This window comes from Mesorhizobium sp. M0207 (assembly GCF_040321995.1).
Classification (GTDB): Bacteria; Pseudomonadota; Alphaproteobacteria; order Rhizobiales; family Rhizobiaceae; genus Mesorhizobium.
In genome coordinates, this window is record NZ_JAMYSQ010000040.1 from 1 (window position 1) to 18,102 (window position 18,102).

17 protein-coding genes and 1 pseudogene are annotated in these 18,102 nt (G+C 62.3%); 13 read left to right on the top strand and 5 right to left on the bottom strand.

Translation table 11 applies throughout. From position 1 onward, the window contains the following. Nucleotides 1-215 precede the first annotated feature (215 nt). Nucleotides 216-857: a peroxiredoxin-like family protein gene (locus NKJ15_RS30865; RefSeq protein ID WP_352473491.1), complete on the bottom strand. Its 642-nt coding sequence runs from the start codon at nt 855-857 to the stop codon at nt 216-218. A 418-nt stretch (nt 858-1,275) separates the two neighbouring features. Between NKJ15_RS30865 and NKJ15_RS30870 the strand changes: the two genes are divergently transcribed. Beyond that, nucleotides 1,276-1,878, top strand: coding sequence for a cupin domain-containing protein (locus tag NKJ15_RS30870; protein ID WP_352771991.1), 603 nt, complete (start codon nt 1,276-1,278; stop codon nt 1,876-1,878). Between the two features lie 55 nt (nt 1,879-1,933). Here the strand turns inward: NKJ15_RS30870 and NKJ15_RS30875 are convergent. Continuing rightward, a pseudogene (locus NKJ15_RS30875) lies at nt 1,934-2,841 on the bottom strand (hydrogen peroxide-inducible genes activator). 147 nt (nt 2,842-2,988) lie between these two features. Here NKJ15_RS30875 and katG point away from each other — a divergent pair. Then, nucleotides 2,989-5,187, top strand: a complete 2,199-nt coding sequence (gene katG, locus NKJ15_RS30880; RefSeq protein WP_352473478.1) for a catalase/peroxidase HPI — start codon at nt 2,989-2,991, stop codon at nt 5,185-5,187. A 75-nt stretch (nt 5,188-5,262) separates the two neighbouring features. Here the strand turns inward: katG and NKJ15_RS30885 are convergent, their stop codons facing one another. Next, complete coding sequence (locus tag NKJ15_RS30885) at nt 5,263-5,940, bottom strand: MIP/aquaporin family protein (RefSeq protein WP_352771994.1); 678 nt, start codon at nt 5,938-5,940, stop codon at nt 5,263-5,265. Between the two features lie 344 nt (nt 5,941-6,284). On the opposite strand from NKJ15_RS30885, the gene NKJ15_RS30890 reads away from it, so the two are divergent. From NKJ15_RS30890 to NKJ15_RS30935, 10 genes are all read left to right on the top strand, one after another. Then, nucleotides 6,285-7,574, top strand: coding sequence for an RsmB/NOP family class I SAM-dependent RNA methyltransferase (locus tag NKJ15_RS30890; protein WP_352473477.1), 1,290 nt, complete (start codon nt 6,285-6,287; stop codon nt 7,572-7,574). Between the two features lie 125 nt (nt 7,575-7,699). Next, nucleotides 7,700-8,158 carry a PaaI family thioesterase gene (locus NKJ15_RS30895; RefSeq protein WP_023677140.1) on the top strand — a complete coding sequence of 153 codons (459 nt, stop codon included), beginning with the start codon at nt 7,700-7,702 and terminating at the stop codon, nt 8,156-8,158. A 26-nt stretch (nt 8,159-8,184) separates the two neighbouring features. After that, a complete protein-coding gene (locus NKJ15_RS30900) occupies nt 8,185-8,835 on the top strand; it encodes a 5'-methylthioadenosine/S-adenosylhomocysteine nucleosidase (protein WP_352819520.1) in 651 nt (216 codons plus the stop codon). A 252-nt stretch (nt 8,836-9,087) separates the two neighbouring features. Then, a complete protein-coding gene (locus tag NKJ15_RS30905; RefSeq protein ID WP_352473475.1) occupies nt 9,088-9,324 on the top strand; it encodes a helix-turn-helix domain-containing protein in 237 nt (78 codons plus the stop codon). A 97-nt stretch (nt 9,325-9,421) separates the two neighbouring features. Then, complete coding sequence (locus NKJ15_RS30910) at nt 9,422-10,414, top strand: hypothetical protein (RefSeq protein WP_352473473.1); 993 nt, start codon at nt 9,422-9,424, stop codon at nt 10,412-10,414. A 25-nt stretch (nt 10,415-10,439) separates the two neighbouring features. After that, nucleotides 10,440-11,489, top strand: coding sequence for a hypothetical protein (locus tag NKJ15_RS30915; protein ID WP_352473472.1), 1,050 nt, complete (start codon nt 10,440-10,442; stop codon nt 11,487-11,489). 213 nt (nt 11,490-11,702) lie between these two features. After that, entirely contained in the window at nt 11,703-13,265 is a 1,563-nt protein-coding gene (gene guaA / locus NKJ15_RS30920) for a glutamine-hydrolyzing GMP synthase (RefSeq protein WP_352473470.1), read from the top strand. A 333-nt stretch (nt 13,266-13,598) separates the two neighbouring features. Next, entirely contained in the window at nt 13,599-14,510 is a 912-nt protein-coding gene (locus NKJ15_RS30925; protein WP_352819522.1) for an alpha/beta hydrolase, read from the top strand. Nucleotides 14,511-14,548: 38 nt separating this feature from the next. Next, entirely contained in the window at nt 14,549-15,535 is a 987-nt protein-coding gene (locus NKJ15_RS30930; RefSeq protein ID WP_352473467.1) for an RNA polymerase sigma factor, read from the top strand. Further along, entirely contained in the window at nt 15,529-16,173 is a 645-nt protein-coding gene (locus NKJ15_RS30935; protein ID WP_352473466.1) for an SGNH/GDSL hydrolase family protein, read from the top strand. The genes NKJ15_RS30930 and NKJ15_RS30935 overlap by 7 nt, the downstream gene beginning before the upstream one ends. Nucleotides 16,174-16,337: 164 nt before the next feature. On the opposite strand, the gene NKJ15_RS33125 is transcribed toward NKJ15_RS30935, so the two are convergent. Both NKJ15_RS33125 and NKJ15_RS30940 read right to left on the bottom strand, forming a co-directional pair. Continuing rightward, nucleotides 16,338-16,916: a GFA family protein gene (locus tag NKJ15_RS33125; protein WP_502898637.1), complete on the bottom strand. Its 579-nt coding sequence runs from the start codon at nt 16,914-16,916 to the stop codon at nt 16,338-16,340. Then, nucleotides 16,844-17,209, bottom strand: a complete 366-nt coding sequence (locus NKJ15_RS30940; protein WP_352473465.1) for a VOC family protein — start codon at nt 17,207-17,209, stop codon at nt 16,844-16,846. The genes NKJ15_RS33125 and NKJ15_RS30940 overlap by 73 nt, the downstream gene beginning before the upstream one ends. 88 nt (nt 17,210-17,297) lie before the next feature. Between NKJ15_RS30940 and NKJ15_RS30945 the strand changes: the two genes are divergently transcribed. Beyond that, nucleotides 17,298-17,954 carry a TetR/AcrR family transcriptional regulator gene (locus tag NKJ15_RS30945; protein WP_352473464.1) on the top strand — a complete coding sequence of 219 codons (657 nt, stop codon included), beginning with the start codon at nt 17,298-17,300 and terminating at the stop codon, nt 17,952-17,954. The last annotated feature ends 148 nt before the right edge of the window (nt 17,955-18,102 follow it).

Sequence of the window (18,102 nt, forward strand, 5' to 3'; positions counted from 1 at the left end):
TCCATGGTCAGATCGACCCCTCTACCCGCTCAAGTCAAAATGGCAGTCGCGCCATCTCAGAACGAGGCGCCCCTCCCGCGAAGCGGGTTCGTGCATTGGGCGCGAAGCGGTCATCCACGATCCTCAGGTTCTGACCCAGGACGGCCGTTCCCCGGTAGTGAGCGGGAAGGGCGCGGTCGTCGAGCGAGTTGTCAGCCGCCTATTTCCGCAGCCCATCAATGTGCAACTTGGGAAGCCGCTGACATCAATTCCTCCGGATTCGGCGCCTTGAAGGTATTGAGGCCATCCTCCAGAACTTCAGTGAAGTTCCAGCGTACGATGCCCGCCCGGTCGATTAGGAACTGACCGACAAGCTGCCCCTGGCCGGAAGCCATCGCCTGCTGGTCGGCTCCCGTAATCTCATATCCTTCCTTCTTGTTAAGAAACTCGTACATTGCCATGACGTCCATAGGCTCGGGCAACTCGCCCGGCAGATCGATACGGATCGCCATGACCGTGTCCATCCCGACCTCGCGCAAGCCGAAAGCACGGTGCGAGGCCCGCTCCGGGTCGGATGCGGCGAGAAGATCGGGTGCCGGGTGGTAACGGAAATAGAGCCGCGCCCGCTCGACTGGCGTATTGACCACCGCCAGGCATTCGACGCCTTTCTCACGCAGGGCCGGCTTAAGTTGCGCCATCGCCGCGACATGGCGCCGGCAGAACGGACAGTGCAGGCCTCGGAACAAACCGATCAACAACGGGCTACGGCCTCGAAAATCGTCGAGCGCGATCTTGCCTTCGCGGGAGATCGCATCGAGAATAATATTCGGCGCCCGGTCGCCCGGCTGGAGCGGGCGTTCGACATTACTCGTGGACATGGACAACCTCCTCGCCCCGGATAAGCACACCCAGCCATCCGGAGTTGAGTCCATGCTGGGCAACGCCAGGGCAAAAATGCGTTCGACCTTTGCCATATTGCCGAGGTCGAGATTACGCGCGTTGCAAGTGCATCATAACACGAAAAAAGCCTCTGCGGGTCGCCCGTTTCGCGAGCTGTCGCGAGCGCTGTGGTAAAACAATGTAATCGTCTCATCCGTGCCATGGGACGACACAGCGGCGGGACCGATTGGATCTTCACATGCTCGCGGTGTTCAAGTCTTGAAACTTGGGCGGCTTCGATGTGCCCGGACGTCAAATGCCGACCGTACAGATCGCGGAACTCTGCCCTCAGCGGAACCGACCCGCCATGCAGCCAGTTAACCCGCATGAAACTTCCGACCAGCGCAAGGCCACGTCATGAGCATTTTGCAAACCACGAAGAAAGCCGTCGGGCAGGTCACCGGCGTCGCCAGGCCGGGCCGGCGAGAGGTCGCCGACCTCCTGAGGCCGCGCAAACCGAACGAGTTTCGGTTCAGCGATGATGGCCTGGTGCCCAACCATCCGTTCTGGCCGCTGGTCGTCTATCGCGGTGCCGTGACGCTGCCCGAAGACTTCGATCCGGCGGCTGTCATCGAGGCGCTTTTCGAGGCAAATGGCTGGGGCGATAGCTGGCGCAACGGCATCTACGGTTACGTCCACTACCATTCGCGGATACACGAGGTGCTGGGCGTTGCGCGCGGCACGGCCAAGGTCCGCTTTGGCGGCAGCAAGGGGCGGACGCTGTCGCTGAAGGCCGGCGACGTCGCGGTGCTTCCGGCCGGCACCGGGCACCAGCGTCTTTCCGCATCCGACGATTTTCTGGTTGTCGGCGCCTATCCTCCATCCGGCACCTATGACCTGTGTACGACCGCCGCCGACCATGCCAAAGCGGTCGTCACGATCCCCAGGGTCGGCCGTCCGCGCAAGGACCCTGTCTATGGAAGCAACGGCCCGTTGCTCGCAGCCTGGGAAAAGGATTGAAGCCGTTTTCTTGCAGGTTGGCTTCGGGGCTAAAACCGGATCCTTGACCCGCCGCTCAAGCCGCCAGCACCGCCGCATCCAGCCGCGAATGATCTTCGCCAGTTCGACGCACTCGTCGTGCCGGACCTTGTTGCGCCGCCAGGCGAGGCAGATCGTGCGTTGCGGCATCGGTTCCTGGAACGGCACGATCTTCAAATCGGGGATAGTGCTGGCCGGCCCTGCCGCCATTTCCGGGATGAGCGTGACGCCAAGCCCGTGCGCCACCATCTGTAAGAGCGTCGTCAGGCTGGTCGCGCCATAGCTTGCCATCGCCACCGGCCGCACGTTGCCGCACACGGCGAGCGCCTGTTCGCGCAGGCAATGGCCTTCCTCCAGCAGCATCAGCCGCTCCAGTGCCGGGCTCTCCGGTGGCACCGGCGGCGAGGCGAAGGCGGGATCGCCGGCCGGCACGGCCAGGAAGAACCGGTCGGAGAAAAGTTCCTCGGTAATCAGGCCTGGGTAGTCGAGAGGCAGCGCCGCGACGAAGGCGTCGAGCTTACCCGAACTGGTGTCCTCGACCAGCGAGGCGGTCACCGCTTCGCGCAGTTCCAGCTGCAAGGCCGGGAAATGCCGTTTCAGCTCCGGCAGCACATGCGGCAAGAGATAGGGCGCCACCGTCGGGATGATGCCGAGCCGGAAGCGGCCTTCCAGCGCCGGGCGGCCGCGCCGGGCCGTCGCCTCGACGTCGCGGACGTCGGCAAGAATGCGCTCGATGCGCGGCAGCAGGGCCACGGCCTCGTCGGTCATCCGCACCACCTTTCCGCCGCGCTCGAACAGACGGCAATTCAGCCGCAGCTCCATCTCGGCGATCTGCGAAGACAGCGCCGGCTGGCTGACGCCGGCGAGTTTTGCGGCACGGCCGAAATGCAGCGTCTGCGCCAGCGCCTCGAAATAATGCATCTGCCGGACGGTTAAACCGATCATAAGGAAAACCTATCAGAATAAACAGCAAAGGCAATTTGTCTTTATCGGCTGGGCGGGCTAGTCTGGAACCATTCCAGGATGGCGCGGCCGCCGGCCCTGCCCGGAAAATCAACAAAATCCCGAAAAATCAACAAATCGGAGGCAAAGATGGACGCGAAAACCGACGACAACAGCGCCGGCAAATGCCCGGTCCCACATGGATCGGCCAGGAGAAGCAACCGTGACTGGTGGCCGAACCAGCTTGACCTTGGCGTCCTCCATCAGCAGTCCAGCCTGTCGGACCCGATGGACGAGGACTTCGACTACGCCAAGGAATTCAAGAGTCTCGATCTCGATGCGGTGATCAGGGATCTGCACCAGGTGATGACCGATTCGCAGGATTGGTGGCCGGCCGATTTCGGCCATTACGGCCCGCTCTTCATCCGCATGGCCTGGCACAGCGCCGGTACCTATCGCATCGGCGACGGCCGTGGCGGCGCCGGCGCCGGCCAGCAGCGTTTCGCGCCGCTCAACAGCTGGCCGGACAACGCCAATCTCGACAAGGCGCGCCGGCTGCTGTGGCCGGTCAAGCAGAAATACGGCAGGAAAATCTCCTGGGCCGACCTGTTGATCCTCACCGGCAACGTCGCGCTGGAATCGATGGGCTTCAAGACCTTCGGCTTCGCCGGCGGCCGCGCCGATGTCTGGGAGCCGGAGCAGGACGTCGACTGGGGATCGGAAACCAAGTGGCTCGCCGACGAGCGCTATTCCGGCGACCGCGAACTTCAGGGCCATCTCGGCGCCGTGCAGATGGGGCTGATCTACGTCAACCCGGAAGGCCCGAACGGCACGCCCGATCCATTGGCCGCGGCGCGCGATATCCGCGAAACCTTCGCCCGCATGGCCATGAACGATGAGGAAACCGTGGCGCTCATCGCCGGCGGCCATACCTTCGGCAAGACCCATGGCGCCGGCGATGCATCGCTGGTCGGCCCGGAGCCGGAAGGCGCCGACATCGAGGCGCAGGGCCTCGGCTGGTCGAGCAAGCATGCCACCGGCATTGCCGGCGACGCCATCACCTCGGGCCTCGAGGTGACCTGGACCACGACGCCGACCAAATGGAGCAACAACTTCTTCGACAATCTGTTCAACTACGAATGGGAGCTGACCAAGAGCCCGGCCGGCGCCCATCAGTGGACGCCGAAGGGCGGCGCCGGTGCAGGCACCGTGCCGGACGCGCACGATCCCTCCAAGCGCCGCGCGCCGGCGATGCTGACCACCGACCTCGCGCTACGCGTCGACCCGGCCTACGAGAAGATCTCGCGGCGCTTCCATCAGAATCCTGATCAGTTCGCCGATGCCTTCGCCCGCGCCTGGTTCAAGCTGACGCATCGCGACATGGGTCCGGCCGTCCGCTATCTCGGCCCGCTCGTGCCGAAGGAAGAGCTGATCTGGCAGGACCCGATACCGGCAATCGACCACGAGCTGGTCAGCGAGCAGGACATCGTCTCGCTGAAGGCGAAGATCCTGGCCTCCGGCCTGTCCGTCTCAGAACTGGTCTCGACCGCCTGGGCCTCGGCCTCGACTTTCCGCGGCTCCGACAAGCGCGGCGGCGCCAACGGCGCCCGCATCCGCCTGGCGCCGCAGAAGGATTGGGAGGTCAACCAGCCGGCGCAGCTGGCCAAGGTGCTCGAGACACTCGAAAGCATCCAGAAGGGTTTCAATAACTCGCAGTCCGGCGGCAAGAAGGTCTCGCTTGCCGACCTGATCGTTCTTGGCGGCGTCGCCGCGATCGAGAAGGCGGCGAAAGACGGCGGCCATGACGTGGGGGTGCCGTTCACGCCAGGCCGCATGGACGCCTCGCAGGAACAGACCGATGTCCAGTCCTTCGCCGCGCTCGAGCCGAAAGTCGATGGCTTCCGCAATTATGTCAGGGGCAAGCCGCCGATGTCGGTCGAAGCGATGCTGGTCGACCGGGCGCAGCTGCTGATCTTGACGGCGCCGGAGATGACGGTGCTCGTCGGCGGGTTGCGGGTGCTCGGCGCCAACACCGGTCAGTCGAAGCACGGGGTGTTCACCGACAGGCCGGGCACGTTGACCAACGATTTCTTCGTCAACCTGCTCTCCATGAACACGATCTGGGATCCGGCCGCCGGCTCAGATGAGGTCTACGAAGCGCGCGACCGCAAGACCAGGGCAGTCAAGTGGACCGGCACCCGCGCCGACCTGATCTTCGGCTCGCACGCGCAATTGCGGGCGCTGGCCGAGGTCTACGGCTCGGCGGACGCCGGGCGGAAGTTCGTCAGGGACTTCGTCGCCGCCTGGACCAAGGTGATGAACGCCGACCGTTTCGACCTCGCGGCCTGATCCGGGCATATTTCTCGACGCAACGAAAAAGGCGCGGGCCTCGACCCGCGCCTTTTTCATGAAGCCTTCGAAAAGTCAGTCTTTCTCGAAGATACCGGCCTTGGCGACCACGCCGGCGATGGCGCCGCCGATCAGCGGCGCGAGGATGAACAGCCAGAGCTGGCCGATCGCCGCAGTTCCCGAAAACAGCGCCGGTCCGATCGAACGGGCCGGGTTGAGCGATGTGCCGGTCACCGGAATGATGGCGAAGTGCAGTCCGGCCAGCGTCAGGCCGATGACCAGGCCGGCGAAGGCCGTCGTGTGCTTGGCGTTGGTGACGCCGAGGATCACCGTGACGAAGGTGAAGGTGCCGATCAGCTCCCACAGGAAGGCCGAGCTGACGCCCCATTTCGTCACGTCCCAGCCATTGGCGCCGAAGCCGCCGGTGTGGCCGCCGACCTGTCCGGAGACGATGATCCACAGCGCCAGCGACGCGATGATGGCGCCGATGACCTGCGCGATCCAATAGGGAATGACGTCCCTGGCCGGCATCCGCCCGGCGAGGAACACGCCGAGCGTCACTGCCGGATTGAGGTGCGCGCCCGAAATCGGGCCGATCGCGTAAGCGGCCGCTATCAGGCCGATGCCGAACGCCAGACCGATACCTTCCTGGCCGAGCGGCAGCGCGCCGCCGAAGCCGCCCGTCACCACCGAAGCCGTGCCGATGAACACCAATAGAAACGTGCCTAGAACTTCCGCCAGATAAGTTTTCATTGCCCTCTCCTCGTATCGACCCGCGGCTCCGCTTTTTCTGCGACGCGAATCACCGCGCAAAGAGTATTCGCAACCGGAAAACTTGCAAAGCAGAGCAGTTTCGCAAGCCGCTATGCTTGTGAGCGCCGGACACGAACATTAGAGACGTATAATATATTTATCGAATTGTTCGTTCCGCATGCCGGCGCCCGCCTGGTGGCCGCGGCTCGCGATGCATCAATCCACATTCGTCACCCCTCGGCATGGATCGTCTCGCCGTCGGCGAAACAGAACTGTTTCAATCAGGGCACGAAAAGCTCTAAGAGCAGGGCCAGAATTAATTTACTGAATAATGGAAGACGACAATGAGACTGGGCGGGCGGCTGGCGGCAGCCATTGAAGTGCTTGACGAAATTGGCCGTCGCCACCGGCCGGTGGCCGATGCGCTGAAGGACTGGGGCCTGTCGCACCGCTTCGCCGGCGGCGGCGACCGCGCCGCGATCGGCAACATCGTCTACGACGCGCTGCGCCGCAAGCGCTCGGCCGGCTGGCTGTTGGGCGAAGACACACCGCGCGCCATCGGCTTCGGCGCGCTGCTGCTCGAATGGGGCCAGACGGCGCAGTCGCTGAACGAGGCGCTCGAGGGCGACAAGTTCGCGCCGCCGCTGCTTACCGCCGACGAATTGAAAACGCTCGGCGGTCGCCGGCTTGCCGATGCGCCGCCGGCGGTCAGGGCAGACATCCCCGACTGGTGCATGCCGCTGTTCGAACGGGCGTTCGGCACGGCCTGGGTGGAAGAGGGTGCCGCGCTGGCGACGCGCCCGCCGCTCGACCTCAGGGTCAACACGCTGAAGGCCGATCGCGGCAAGGTGCTCGCCGAGTTGGCGGAGACCGGCGCCAAGCCTGCGCGGATCGCGCCGCACGGCATCCGCATCCCGCCGATCGAAGGCGACGGCAGGCACCCGAACGTGCAGGCCGAACCGGCCTTCCAGAAAGGCTGGTTCGAGGTTCAGGACGAAGGCTCGCAGATTGCGGCCGAACTGGCCGGCGCCGAGCCTGGAATGCAGGTGCTCGACTTCTGCGCCGGCGCCGGCGGCAAGACGCTGGCGCTGTCCGCGGCGATGGACAATCGCGGCCAGATCTTCGCCCACGATGCGGAGAAGGCAAGGCTGGCGCCGATCTTCGACCGCATCCGCCGCTCGGAAAACCGCAATGTGCAGATCGTCACCAGGCCGGCCGAACTGGCGCCGCTCGGCAAGCACATGGATATCGCCCTGATCGATGCGCCCTGCACCGGCAGCGGCACCTGGCGGCGCCGGCCGGATGCCAAATGGCGGTTGACGCAAAGACAGCTCGACGCCCGCAAGGGCGAGCAGGAGACGATCCTCGATGCCGCCAGGGACTTCGTCAAACCCGGCGGCCTGCTGGTCTACATCACCTGTTCGGTGTTCGACGAGGAGAATGGCGACCAGGTTTCGGCGTTCCGGGACCGCCATCCCGATTTTGTCCCGGTCGATCACCGCCAGCTTTGGGACAGCCGTTTTGCGGGCCACGAAGCGGCAATGCGCATTGGCGCCGCGGGCGGCATTTCGCTGTCGCCATTGCTGAGCGGCACCGACGGCTTTTACTTCTGCGCGCTGCGGCGGGCCGGCTGAATCGTTGCCATCGATACGGGGCTAAGCCGAATGCTGCAGTGCAGCATTTGCGATTGCCTGCCGCCCACCCCTCTGCGATAAATGCCTTTGCAATAAGATTTGCCGAGAAACAAAGGGCGACGGCCATGGCAGCAAAGATCGTTCCTGCTCCCGATTATGAGGACCGCGTCAGGACGTCCTTCGCGCGCCAGAACGCGATGATGACGATTGGCGCCGAGCTGACGCTGGTGACGCCCGGCATCATCGAGATCGAAATGCCCTATTCTGCGGCGCTGACGCAGCAGCACGGCTTTCTCCATGCCGGCGTCATTTCGACGGCTCTCGACTCGGCCTGCGGCTATGCGGCATTCTCGCTGATGCCGGAAAATTCCGGCGTGCTGACCATCGAGTTCAAGGTCAATCTGCTGGCGCCCGGCAGGGGCGAGCGCTTCCTGTTCCGCGGCTCGGTGACCAAGCCCGGCCGCACCATCATCGTCGCCGACGGACAAGCCTATGCGTTCGCCGTCGACGGCGAGGCCAAGCTGATCGCCACAATGACCGGAACGATGATGACAGTGCTCGGCCGCGACGGCATCGAAGGCTGAGGAGCGGGTAGGGAGGATGGACGATCATGGCCGGCAAGACACCTGGTGAGCTCACCCCGATCTCCGGCAAGTCCGTTCTCTTCGTCATGGCGGCGGAGGCCGAATACGGTCCACACCTGCAGCGGCTGTTCACGCCGCTGATGACCGGCGTCGGACCGGTCGAGGCCGGTATCGGGCTCGGCGCCGAACTATCCCGGCTGCATGCCGGGATGGGGCTGCCCGATCTCGTCGTGTCGCTCGGGTCGGCGGGCAGCCGGACGCTGGAGCAGACGGAAATCTACCAGGCCGTTTCGGTTGGCTACCGCGACATGGACGCCTCGCCCCTGGGGTTCGAGAAGGGCGCCACCCCGTTCCTCGACCTGCCTGTAAGCGTGCCGCTGCCGTTCAGGATGCCAGGCGTCAGACAGGCGACGCTGTCGACCGGGGCGGCAATCGTCTCCGGCGCCGCCTACGACGCGATCGCCGCCGACATGGTCGATATGGAGACCTTCGCCTGCCTGCGCGCCTGCCAGCTGTTCGACGTTCCGCTTATCGGCCTGCGCGGCATTTCCGACGGCGCGGCCGATCTGAGACACGTTGGCGACTGGACCGAATATCTGCACGTCATCGACGAGAAGCTGGCCGCGGCGGTGCAACTGCTGGAACAGGCGATCGCCTCAGGCGCAATCCGGTTTTGAATCATCGCCTAAGGCGCGGGATTGAAGTAAGGCCGCGACCTCATAACCTATTGCGCCGACTCGTTCTTTCTCCAAACGCTCGCCATGGCAACATGTCGGCTTTCATTGGTTTAGCAAAAACTATTATGCAGATTTGTTCCCACCTGTGCCGCCCAAAATAGATAGTCGGAAACCAGCCCGGATATGTCGCCAGACTTTTTTGTTAGGCCGGTATCGCCTACATATCGTGACAACCATGACATATCGATTCGCATGATGCTTTACGTCCCGATGACGGCGACCGAATTCCGCGCTTGCCTAGCCGCCATCCCACTTTCGCAACTGGCTTTCTCTCGATTGCTAAGTGTTGCCCCGCGCACGGTACGCTCTTGGGCGCTGGCGGAGCGGCAGATACCGCCGCATGCCGCCATGATCGCCCGCCTGCTGGCGACGAAGCGAATTACGGTGAAACAGTTGCAGCACGCGGCCATGACCCAACTTAACGGCTAGGCTTTTTCAGCCTTGTAGCATAGGCACTATCAACCTATATTCTCTGGCTGCCGGGCAGCCGTCGTTCCCGATAGGCGCGGCAACGGGAATAAAACTTATGAGTGACGTCGAAAACATTACGGCGCCCACACCATGGGAGCCAAAATTCCATCTCGACCTCAAAACCGCCAATTCGGGCACATTCTATGCCCTGGTTGATCAGTTTGAGGAATGGAGGAAAACCCGAGCTGAAAACGAGGACAAGCTTGCCAATGGATGGCATATCATAACTTCGGAAATGGCCGAAGGGCTGTTGCTCAAGAATCCAGCCGGGTCCAATCGCAAGGCCGTATTAGCTAACATTGTCTACTACGCGGAACAGATGGCCGCGGAGGATTGGCCCGAAACCGGGCAGCCGTTGATCTTCGATGTCGATGGCAAGCTGCTAGACGGTCAGCATCGCCTCTGGGCTTGCTACCTTTCCGGGGTGCCGTTCGCAACTTACGTTGTCAATCAGCGCAAGCCTATCAAATCGGCCTTCGCCTACATCGATAACGTCAAGGCGCGCACGGCCAAGGATGCGCTAGCCACGGCGGGCCTGAATGGCCTTTCGGCTCTGACGGCGCAAACGGTGATGATTGCCCAGCTTTACGAAAACAAAGCCTATACTGCGACGAAGAAGCACCGTCTTCCGCGCATGTCGCCCAAACAATTCATCGACTACGTCGAGGCGAATCCGAACATTCGCCGGGGCGCCCAGTTGATGGCGGGTGAGCATGCCTCCGCATCCGCGATGATAGGCCATAACGATGTCGCGGCCTTTGCGGCGGTCAAGATTCTCGACCTCCATGATGAATTCACGCTCGACGAGTTCATGAACGACGTGGGTTCCGAGGGTGAAGAATTCGGCGCGGGAAGCCCGATTGCGGCTTTGCAGCATGTCCTGAAACTCAACAGCGTTGCCAAGGAGCCGATGCAGAAACATCAGGTCTTGGCGCATGTCATCAAGGCATTCAATGCTTGGATGGCTGGCGAGCAGGTCAAGAAAATCAGTCTGAGGGTTGATGAAACATTCCCGCGTTTCATGCCGAAACAAGCCGAGGCCGCATAAAAACGTTCAACGGGGAGGCGCGCGAATGCGCCTCCATTTTTCGCGCAAGGACAGAACCAAAATGGCTGTTCATTATCTAGACCATCCTTTCGCTGGAATCTGGCCTCTGTTGGGCGGCGAGGATTTTGCGGAATTCGTGGCCGATATCCGGGCCAACGGTATGCATATGCCGATCGTGCTTTATCAGGGAAGGATTCTAGACGGGCGCGCCCGTTACCGCGCCTGCATTGAGGCGGGCATTGAGCCGCGCTTTGAAAATACCGGCACGCTAAACGATGTTGGCGCGCTTGATCTGGCCGTTTCGCTCAACGACTATCGGCGGCAACATTCAACCTTTGAGCGGCGGGCTTTCGCGGCGGCAAGGCTGGCGCATTTAAAGCAACAAATTCAATTTCAAGAAACGATAGAAATGCCTGCCAGCGCAACGCGTGATCCTAGCCTTCCCGGTCACAATCGTTTCGTTAAACAAGCGGCCTTGATCATGGATGTTTCTACGGGTTCGCTTGCCCGCGCCCGCACCGTTGTGCAGTACGCGCCGGAACTGGAAAAGGCCGTCGTGGATAAGAGAATCGGACTTCAAACTGCGTCCGAAAAAGCGCGCCCGCCAAATGCCACGCACGTCAAGCGGACCGCTGCTAAGCGATCCGCAGCCAAGGAATCCGCCGCCGAGGAAATCTATCAACGCGGGCTGGAATTCCGCCGCAACATTCCGAAAACCAACTTTCTGACACCGGAAGAAGTTGATCCGGATTTCGAGGGCACACCGCTCGAATTCGCCACCAAATACGGTCACGTTCTTACCAAAACTGCCTCACAGCGCGAACAGGAGGCGGCGCAAGCACGCGGCGAGGATTTCGTGGCTTGGCTCCGTAAGTGTGCCAGCGGTGCGCCGGCTAATGTCAGTGAAACCGATTTGCTAGCCTATATCAGGGGCAACGGCGCCGAACCCGGTTATCGACTCAACAAGCTCACCGAACGTTGGGCGGCACTCGATGCCATGCATGCCCGCTTTGCCGCGCTGGTCGCGCAACTGGAATCGCATCTGGCCGGCAAGCCGATCGAAGTAAAGCGCTAGTTCACCCTGCCCGCTCCAGATCGAGAGGAGCTACGTTGCCTGCCTCGGCCAGAAGGGTTCGCGGCGCTGATGGGCGCCTTGCGGTCGCTCGGCGCGGAGCGGACCGAGGCATCGATAGAGCCGCTCGCATTTAAGACGGTACAGCGGAATCGGATTGAGGCAGACGCCCAGCAACCCATTGCGCCGACTCGTTTCTTTCTCTAAACGCTCGCCATGAAAACAGCCAATCATCCCGACACCGTCCTGATTGTCGATTTCGGCAGCCAGTTCACCCAGCTGATCGCCCGCCGCATCCGCGAGGCCGGCGTGTTTTCCGAGATCGTACCCTTCCAGTCGGCCGAGGCGGCGTTCAAGCGCATCGATCCGAAGGCGGTGATCCTGTCCGGCGGCCCGGCCTCGACCGGCGACATCGGCAGCCCGCGCGCGCCGCAGATCGTCTTCGATGCCGGCGTGCCGGTGCTCGGCATCTGCTACGGCCAGATGGCGATGTGCGTGCAGATGGGCGGCGTCGCCGAAAGCTCCGATCATCGCGAATTCGGCCGCGCCTTCGTCGAGATCGCCAAGGACAGCCCGTTGTTCGAGGGCCTGTGGGCGCCCGGCCAGCGCCACCAGGTGTGGATGAGCCATGGCGATCGCGTCATCTCCCTGCCCAAGGGGTTCGAGGTGCTCGGAAAATCGGAGGGCTCGCCCTTCGCCATCTTCGGCAATGTCGAGCGCAAAATGTACGGCCTCATGTTCCACCCCGAAGTGGTGCATACGCCGGACGGCGCCAGGTTGCTCCGCAACTTCGTCCACAACATCGCCGGCATCGAAGGCGACTGGACGATGCGCGCCTACCGCGAGCACGCGGTCGAGACGATCCGCAAGCAGGTCGGCAAGGGCAAGGTGATCTGCGCGTTGTCGGGCGGCGTCGATTCCTCGGTCGCGGCCTTGCTGATCCACGAGGCGGTCGGCGACCAGCTTACCTGCATCCTTGTCGACCACGGGCTGATGCGCAAGGACGAGGCATCAGGCGTGGTGGAGATGTTTCGCCAGCATTACAATCTGCCGCTGATCCTGGTCGACGCTTCGGACCGTTTCATCGGCGCGCTCGAGGGCGAGTCGGACCCCGAGAAGAAGCGCAAGACCATCGGGCGGCTGTTCATCGAAGTGTTCGAGGAGGAGGCCGAGAAGCTCGGCGGCGCCGATTTCCTGGCACAAGGCACCCTCTATCCCGACGTCATCGAAAGCGTCTCTTTCAGCGGCGGCCCGTCGGTGACGATCAAGTCGCATCACAATGTCGGCGGCTTGCCCGAACGCATGAACATGCAGCTGGTCGAGCCGCTGCGCGAATTGTTCAAGGACGAGGTGAGGGCGCTCGGCAAGGAGCTCGGCCTGCCCGACAGCTTCATTGGCCGGCATCCGTTCCCCGGTCCCGGTCTCGCCATCCGCTGTCCGGGCGGCATCACCCGCGAAAAGCTGGAGATCCTGCGCGAGGCCGACGCCATCTATCTCGACGAGATCCGCAAGGCCGGACTCTACGACGCCATCTGGCAGGCCTTCGCCGTGCTGCTGCCGGTGCAGACCGTCGGCGTGATGGGCGACGGCCGCACCTACGAGTTCGTCTGCGCGCTGCGCGCCGTCACCTCGGTCGACGGCATGACGGCAGACTTCTACCATTACGACATGGCATTCCTGGGAGCAGCCGCCACCCGCATCATCAACGAGGTACGCGGCATCAACCGCGTCGTCTACGACGTGACGAGCAAACCGCCAGGCACCATCGAGTGGGAGTGACGAGGAGTAGTGCGGAGTAGAAGAGGATAGAGCAGCACGTTTAAGGCGATGTTGGCTCGGCGATAATAGTCAATAGTCCCAGCCCCCGGCCACCCGGCGACGGCATAGACGAAGCATCTGGCCGATCGGCGAATGTCTGGAACGAACGTCCCACAGAGAAGGGTGGAGCAGCCTAGCCTTGCTGGGTTTGACACCCGGGGTCCGCGGCAACTGCCACCGGCGAGGCGTTGCATCTGCCGGCCACGTATCCTTTCGCTGGGTTCATCCGTCTTAGCTGTTCATGGGCACGGTCATCCTTAACATCGCCCTCCTGGACGAATTGGAGCGTGACAAATGAACAGCAAGCAGAGCCTAGCGAACAAGATACACTACGAAACGCTCGCGGAGGCTTTTCGCAGCGGTCGAGAATCGCCACAGGAAGCATCCGAGTGGTCCGTTTTGACGGCAGAACCGGGCGGCGTCGATTACGTCGAGACGAACGTCGGCGACAAGACCGCGCTGTGGGTTCAGCCAAAAACGGCGGCCAAAGACCGGGTCATGCTTTACCTGCACGGCGGTGGCTATGTCGGCGGATCGATCTGGACCCATCGCAAGATGGTCGGACACCTTGCTAAGGCGATCGGCTGTTACGCTCTGCTCGCTACGTACGACTACGTTTTCCAGAGCAAGTTTCCGCGCCAAATCGAGCAGGCCGTGACCGCGTTCGAATGGCTCGCCCAGCAGGGTGTCGCGCCGAAGCACACCATAGCTGCAGGCGATTCCGCTGGTGCTGGCCTGATCGTTGCGGCGGCGATGAAACTCCGCGATGCGGGACGGCCGCTGCCGGCCGCGATCCTCAGCATCTCTGGCTGGTATGATCTGTCGGCGAGCGGGCACTCCTACGAAAGCAACCGCGAGAAGGACGCCTTCTTCCAGAAGGCGGTCGTGGATATGCTGGTATCGCAAGTCCTTGCGGGGACCGATCCCCGGCATCCACTCGCCAGCCCGATCTTTGCCGATCTGAAGGGCCTGCCGCCGATCTATCTGCAAGTGGGTGGAGACGAAACCCTGCTCGACGACAGCCGAGCGCTCGCCGACCGCGCGAAAGCCGCCGGCGTCGAGATGCGCTTAGACGTATTTCCGGGGATGCTGCACTCGTTCCAGATGATGGCCGGCCGCGCTCCCGAAGCCGACGACGCGATCGCGCGGTTGGCACAATGGGTTCGCCCCAAGCTTGGTCTGGCCGCAACCGCAGACACGCGCTGAAGGTCAGGAGGTCGCATGACTGGCAAATTGAAACCAAGATGTGGCAGCTGAAGGACATGCCCAAGCGACCGACCGGCCTGTTCGATGCGCGATATCGCGCCTTCCTCGAGACGGTGTCAGGCGTCCGCGCCCAACTGCATCGCTACTGCGCCCGCATGACGGGCTCACGCCTCGACGGTGAGGATCTCGTGCAGGAGACGCTGTTCGAGGCCTACACGAAGATTAAGACCCTCGATGATCCCCGCAGGCTAAAACCCTGGTTGTTTCGCATCGCTCACAATCGCTGCATCGACTTTCTGAGGCGACGCGATGTGCGCGAGCGCGCGGAGCACGGCTATTCGGACGACATCGGCGTTGTCTCTGCAGAGCCGGCAGCGACCGATGCACGCCGCGCCATCGAACGGCTGGTTGGCCGCTTGCCGCCCAAGGAGCGCGCCTGCATCCTCTTGAAGGACGTGTTCGACTATTCGCTGGAAGAGACCGCAGAACTCGTGGGCTCGACGGTTGGGGGCGTCAAAGCCGCGCTCTCCCGCGGACGGGCGAAGCTCGCCGACTTGCCCGCTGAACCTGCCGGTGAACCGAACCGTCCGCTTGATCCCGACACCGCGCGGCTCTTGCAGCGCTATGTTGACCTCTTCAACCGCCATGACTGGGATGGCGTGCGGAGCCTGACCAGCGCCGATGCTCGGTTGCGGGTCGCCGACTGCTTCGACGGCCTGGTCAGAAGTTCTCCCTATTTCGTCGAATACGAGCGAAACCCGGAGACGTGGACCATGGAGTTGGGGGCGATCGACGGAGAGCCTGTCCTGATCGTGCTCTTCCAGCGAGGCGACCGGTGGCAGGTCGCGTGGCCGGTTCGTGTCCATGTCGCCGGTCGCGTCATCGATCGCATCGAAGATTATTATGCCTGTCCATGGATGTTGGAAAACGCCGCGGAATCCGACCTGAAACTCATGACTGGGCCGCTTTGGGAAGAGCATAAGGCGACGATTTCTCACTCTGGCTTGGCCGAGTCACGATGGTGAATTCTCAACGAAAAATCGTGGCGTGCCTCGGGTCGAGCAGCACGGCGGGCAAGGGCCAGGCATTCGATTGGATGGCGGAGCTCCGCCGGCGGCCGGGCAACGGGCAATTTGAGTTCCGGAATTTTGGTGTCGGCGGCGACTTGGCCTACAACGCGCTGCAGCGCTTGCCGGATGTGCTCGCCTGTCGTCCCGACAAGGTCATCGTCTGGGTCGGCGGGAATGATGTTCTCACGCTCGTGTCACGCAAAGTGCGGCGGTTCTTTACGTTTTGGAAGCGTCTGCCCCGCACGCCTTCGCCCGATTGGTTCCACGAGAATCTGGCCGAGATAGCACGCAGGCTGAGGCGCGAGACGGCGGCGGAGATCGGCCTTTGCTCGCTCCCTCCGATAGAAGAAGCGCCGGATTCGGACGACCCGTTCCAGAGCGAGCTCAACCGGCGGATCAAGGAATATTCTGCGATCGTGGCGGCCATCGCGCACGAGGAACGCTGCGGCTATGTCCCGCTCCATGAGGCGCTCACCGAGGCGGCTCGCGCCTCGCCTGGCCGGCCTACACGGCGTTCATCTTTCTTCCATTCTATCGCGATGCTTTTCGCGTACTGGTGCTGCGGCAGCGTCCGGATGATGTCGCCCGCGTAAATGGCTGGCTATTTCACACAGACGGCGTGCACTTGAACAGCCGGGCAGGGCTGATCGTGGCGGATCGCCTACAGAAATTCGTTCAGGCCTGAACCCTGAGCGGCAAGGCTGTATCCGATTTGCGCACCTATCTGAATGTCTTATCGCGCAGGCTGGCGGCCGGTTTATCGACCTAGCAACATCGCCACGCGCGATGCCAAAAGTTTAACGACGAACCCTAGAGGATAACCCCGGTGGCTCGGCACGTCGTCAGGAATGACATCGCTGTCCGACTTGAACTTCGTGCAAATCCGCAGCTGCAGTGGCGGGAGTTCTCCGTGAAACCGCGCTCTGTATACCGAGACCCAATGCGGACCTCTATCGAAGTTCATTAACATCGCTGAATTGCAGCACATGGCGATGACCCTATTCGTGGCTGAAGTTTCCTTAAGCTTGTAACCCCTCAGCAATTCGGCCCCCTTGGAGCACTCGATGCGGTCCTTTCGATAGAGGATGTATGCGGTGCCGCCATCGGGATCGCGTATGGCGCCAGCACCTGGCAAAGCTTCGATCTGATCAGCTCCCTTCCGGCAGTCGTCGCAGTAGCAGGCACTGCTCACGATCGGCCTGCCAAAGGCTTTGAGTTCGACGCCACCGCAAGAGCAAGTTGCGGTCATGATAGGTGAGTGCGTCATCTGCTGGTGATCATCATGCGATTGCCCTCGCTGTCCCGAAATTCCGCGATCGTGCGCCCCGGTTGCCATGGCGCGGGGCGCGGTTCTGCTATGATCTCGGCGCCTCGCGATTTGAGTCTCTGAACGGTGACTTCGATTTCGTTGTCAACCAGCACGAGGACGGGCCCCTCAGATGGTGTTTCGTCCTTGCGCCTTAGGAAGTGGAGGGTGGTTTCGGCCCCTGGAAATCCGAGTTCGATCCATCGCCAGCCATCATTGCTCATGGGCTGATCGGCGACGATGCGGCAATTCAGGTGATCGATGTAGAACGCCTTGGCGCGTTCCTGGTCGAACACTGGAAGCTCCGCGAACTGGATGTGCATTGTCGATCTCTCCCCATTGCATCTCGGTCCAAATCAAACTAGACGGTCCAGTACCCATGAGTCAATCGGCAGCGGACACGCCAGGAGCATGACCACGACGCGTTCAGCAGGTGCTACAGAAGAACTCGAACCGCACGGACGGTCGGCGAAAAAGCGCCGGGCCATCCTCGATGCGGCTACAGAGGTGTTTCTGCAAAAGGGCTATCTGGCCACCAACATGGACGAGATCGCGGCGCTTGCGGCGGTGTCGAAACAGACCGTCTACAAGAATTTTCCGAGCAAGGAGACGCTGTTCGTAGAGATCGTGAGCAGCGTGACCAATCGAGCCAGCGATAGGGTCCACAGTAAAATGCCCGAACTCGCCGAGGGCGAAGATATTGCCGATTATCTTCAGCGCTATGCGTACCGACAGCTTGCCACCGTGCTCACGCCGCGCGTCATGCAGCTGCGCCGTCTGGTGATCGGCGAGGTCGGCCGCTTCCCGGAACTGGCAAAGGCACTCTTCGATGGCGGACCCGGGCGCGCAATTGCGGCGATGGCAGTGTTGTTCGAGCGTTTGGCTGATCACGGCCTGCTTGCGATCGATGATCCGGCCGTCGCCGCTTCCCAGTTCAATTGGTTGATTATGGGCGAGCCATTGAACAGGGCCATGCTGTTGGGTGACGAGTCGATTCCGAAACCGGCGAAGCTTCGACGGCACGCCGCGGCCGGCGTACGGGTGTTCCTTGCGTCATACGGCAAGTGAGGCACGCCACGGCGACGAGCGAATGCCGGGCGCAACCGTGCGGACCGCTCGGCCGTGTTTGACGGTCCTTTTTTGGTCCCCAGTGGGTCGCGGCTTGTTGCGGCGCGGCTGCCGAAAATAGACCGATTGTTGTCGATAGTCGCCGAAA

Bases quoted from the DNA above. Each gene is read 5' to 3' on its own strand.
- guaA (WP_352473470.1), top strand. From the start codon at position 11,703: ATGAAAACAGCCAATCATCCCGACACCGTCCTGATTGTCGATTTCGGC.
- NKJ15_RS30895 (WP_023677140.1), top strand. From the start codon at position 7,700: ATGGCAGCAAAGATCGTTCCTGCTCCCGATTATGAGGACCGCGTCAGG.
- NKJ15_RS30930 (WP_352473467.1), top strand. From the start codon at position 14,549: ATGTGGCAGCTGAAGGACATGCCCAAGCGACCGACCGGCCTGTTCGAT.
- katG (WP_352473478.1), top strand. From the start codon at position 2,989: ATGGACGCGAAAACCGACGACAACAGCGCCGGCAAATGCCCGGTCCCA.
- NKJ15_RS30900 (WP_352819520.1), top strand. From the start codon at position 8,185: ATGGCCGGCAAGACACCTGGTGAGCTCACCCCGATCTCCGGCAAGTCC.
- NKJ15_RS30915 (WP_352473472.1), top strand. From the start codon at position 10,440: ATGCGCCTCCATTTTTCGCGCAAGGACAGAACCAAAATGGCTGTTCAT.
- NKJ15_RS30870 (WP_352771991.1), top strand. From the start codon at position 1,276: ATGAGCATTTTGCAAACCACGAAGAAAGCCGTCGGGCAGGTCACCGGC.
- NKJ15_RS30865 (WP_352473491.1), bottom strand. From the start codon at position 857: ATGTCCACGAGTAATGTCGAACGCCCGCTCCAGCCGGGCGACCGGGCG.
- NKJ15_RS30905 (WP_352473475.1), top strand. From the start codon at position 9,088: ATGATGCTTTACGTCCCGATGACGGCGACCGAATTCCGCGCTTGCCTA.
- NKJ15_RS30925 (WP_352819522.1), top strand. From the start codon at position 13,599: ATGAACAGCAAGCAGAGCCTAGCGAACAAGATACACTACGAAACGCTC.
- NKJ15_RS30910 (WP_352473473.1), top strand. From the start codon at position 9,422: ATGAGTGACGTCGAAAACATTACGGCGCCCACACCATGGGAGCCAAAA.
- NKJ15_RS30885 (WP_352771994.1), bottom strand. From the start codon at position 5,940: ATGAAAACTTATCTGGCGGAAGTTCTAGGCACGTTTCTATTGGTGTTC.
- NKJ15_RS30890 (WP_352473477.1), top strand. From the start codon at position 6,285: ATGAGACTGGGCGGGCGGCTGGCGGCAGCCATTGAAGTGCTTGACGAA.
- NKJ15_RS33125 (WP_502898637.1), bottom strand. From the start codon at position 16,916: ATGGCAACCGGGGCGCACGATCGCGGAATTTCGGGACAGCGAGGGCAA.
- NKJ15_RS30935 (WP_352473466.1), top strand. From the start codon at position 15,529: ATGGTGAATTCTCAACGAAAAATCGTGGCGTGCCTCGGGTCGAGCAGC.
- NKJ15_RS30940 (WP_352473465.1), bottom strand. From the start codon at position 17,209: ATGCACATCCAGTTCGCGGAGCTTCCAGTGTTCGACCAGGAACGCGCC.
- NKJ15_RS30945 (WP_352473464.1), top strand. From the start codon at position 17,298: ATGACCACGACGCGTTCAGCAGGTGCTACAGAAGAACTCGAACCGCAC.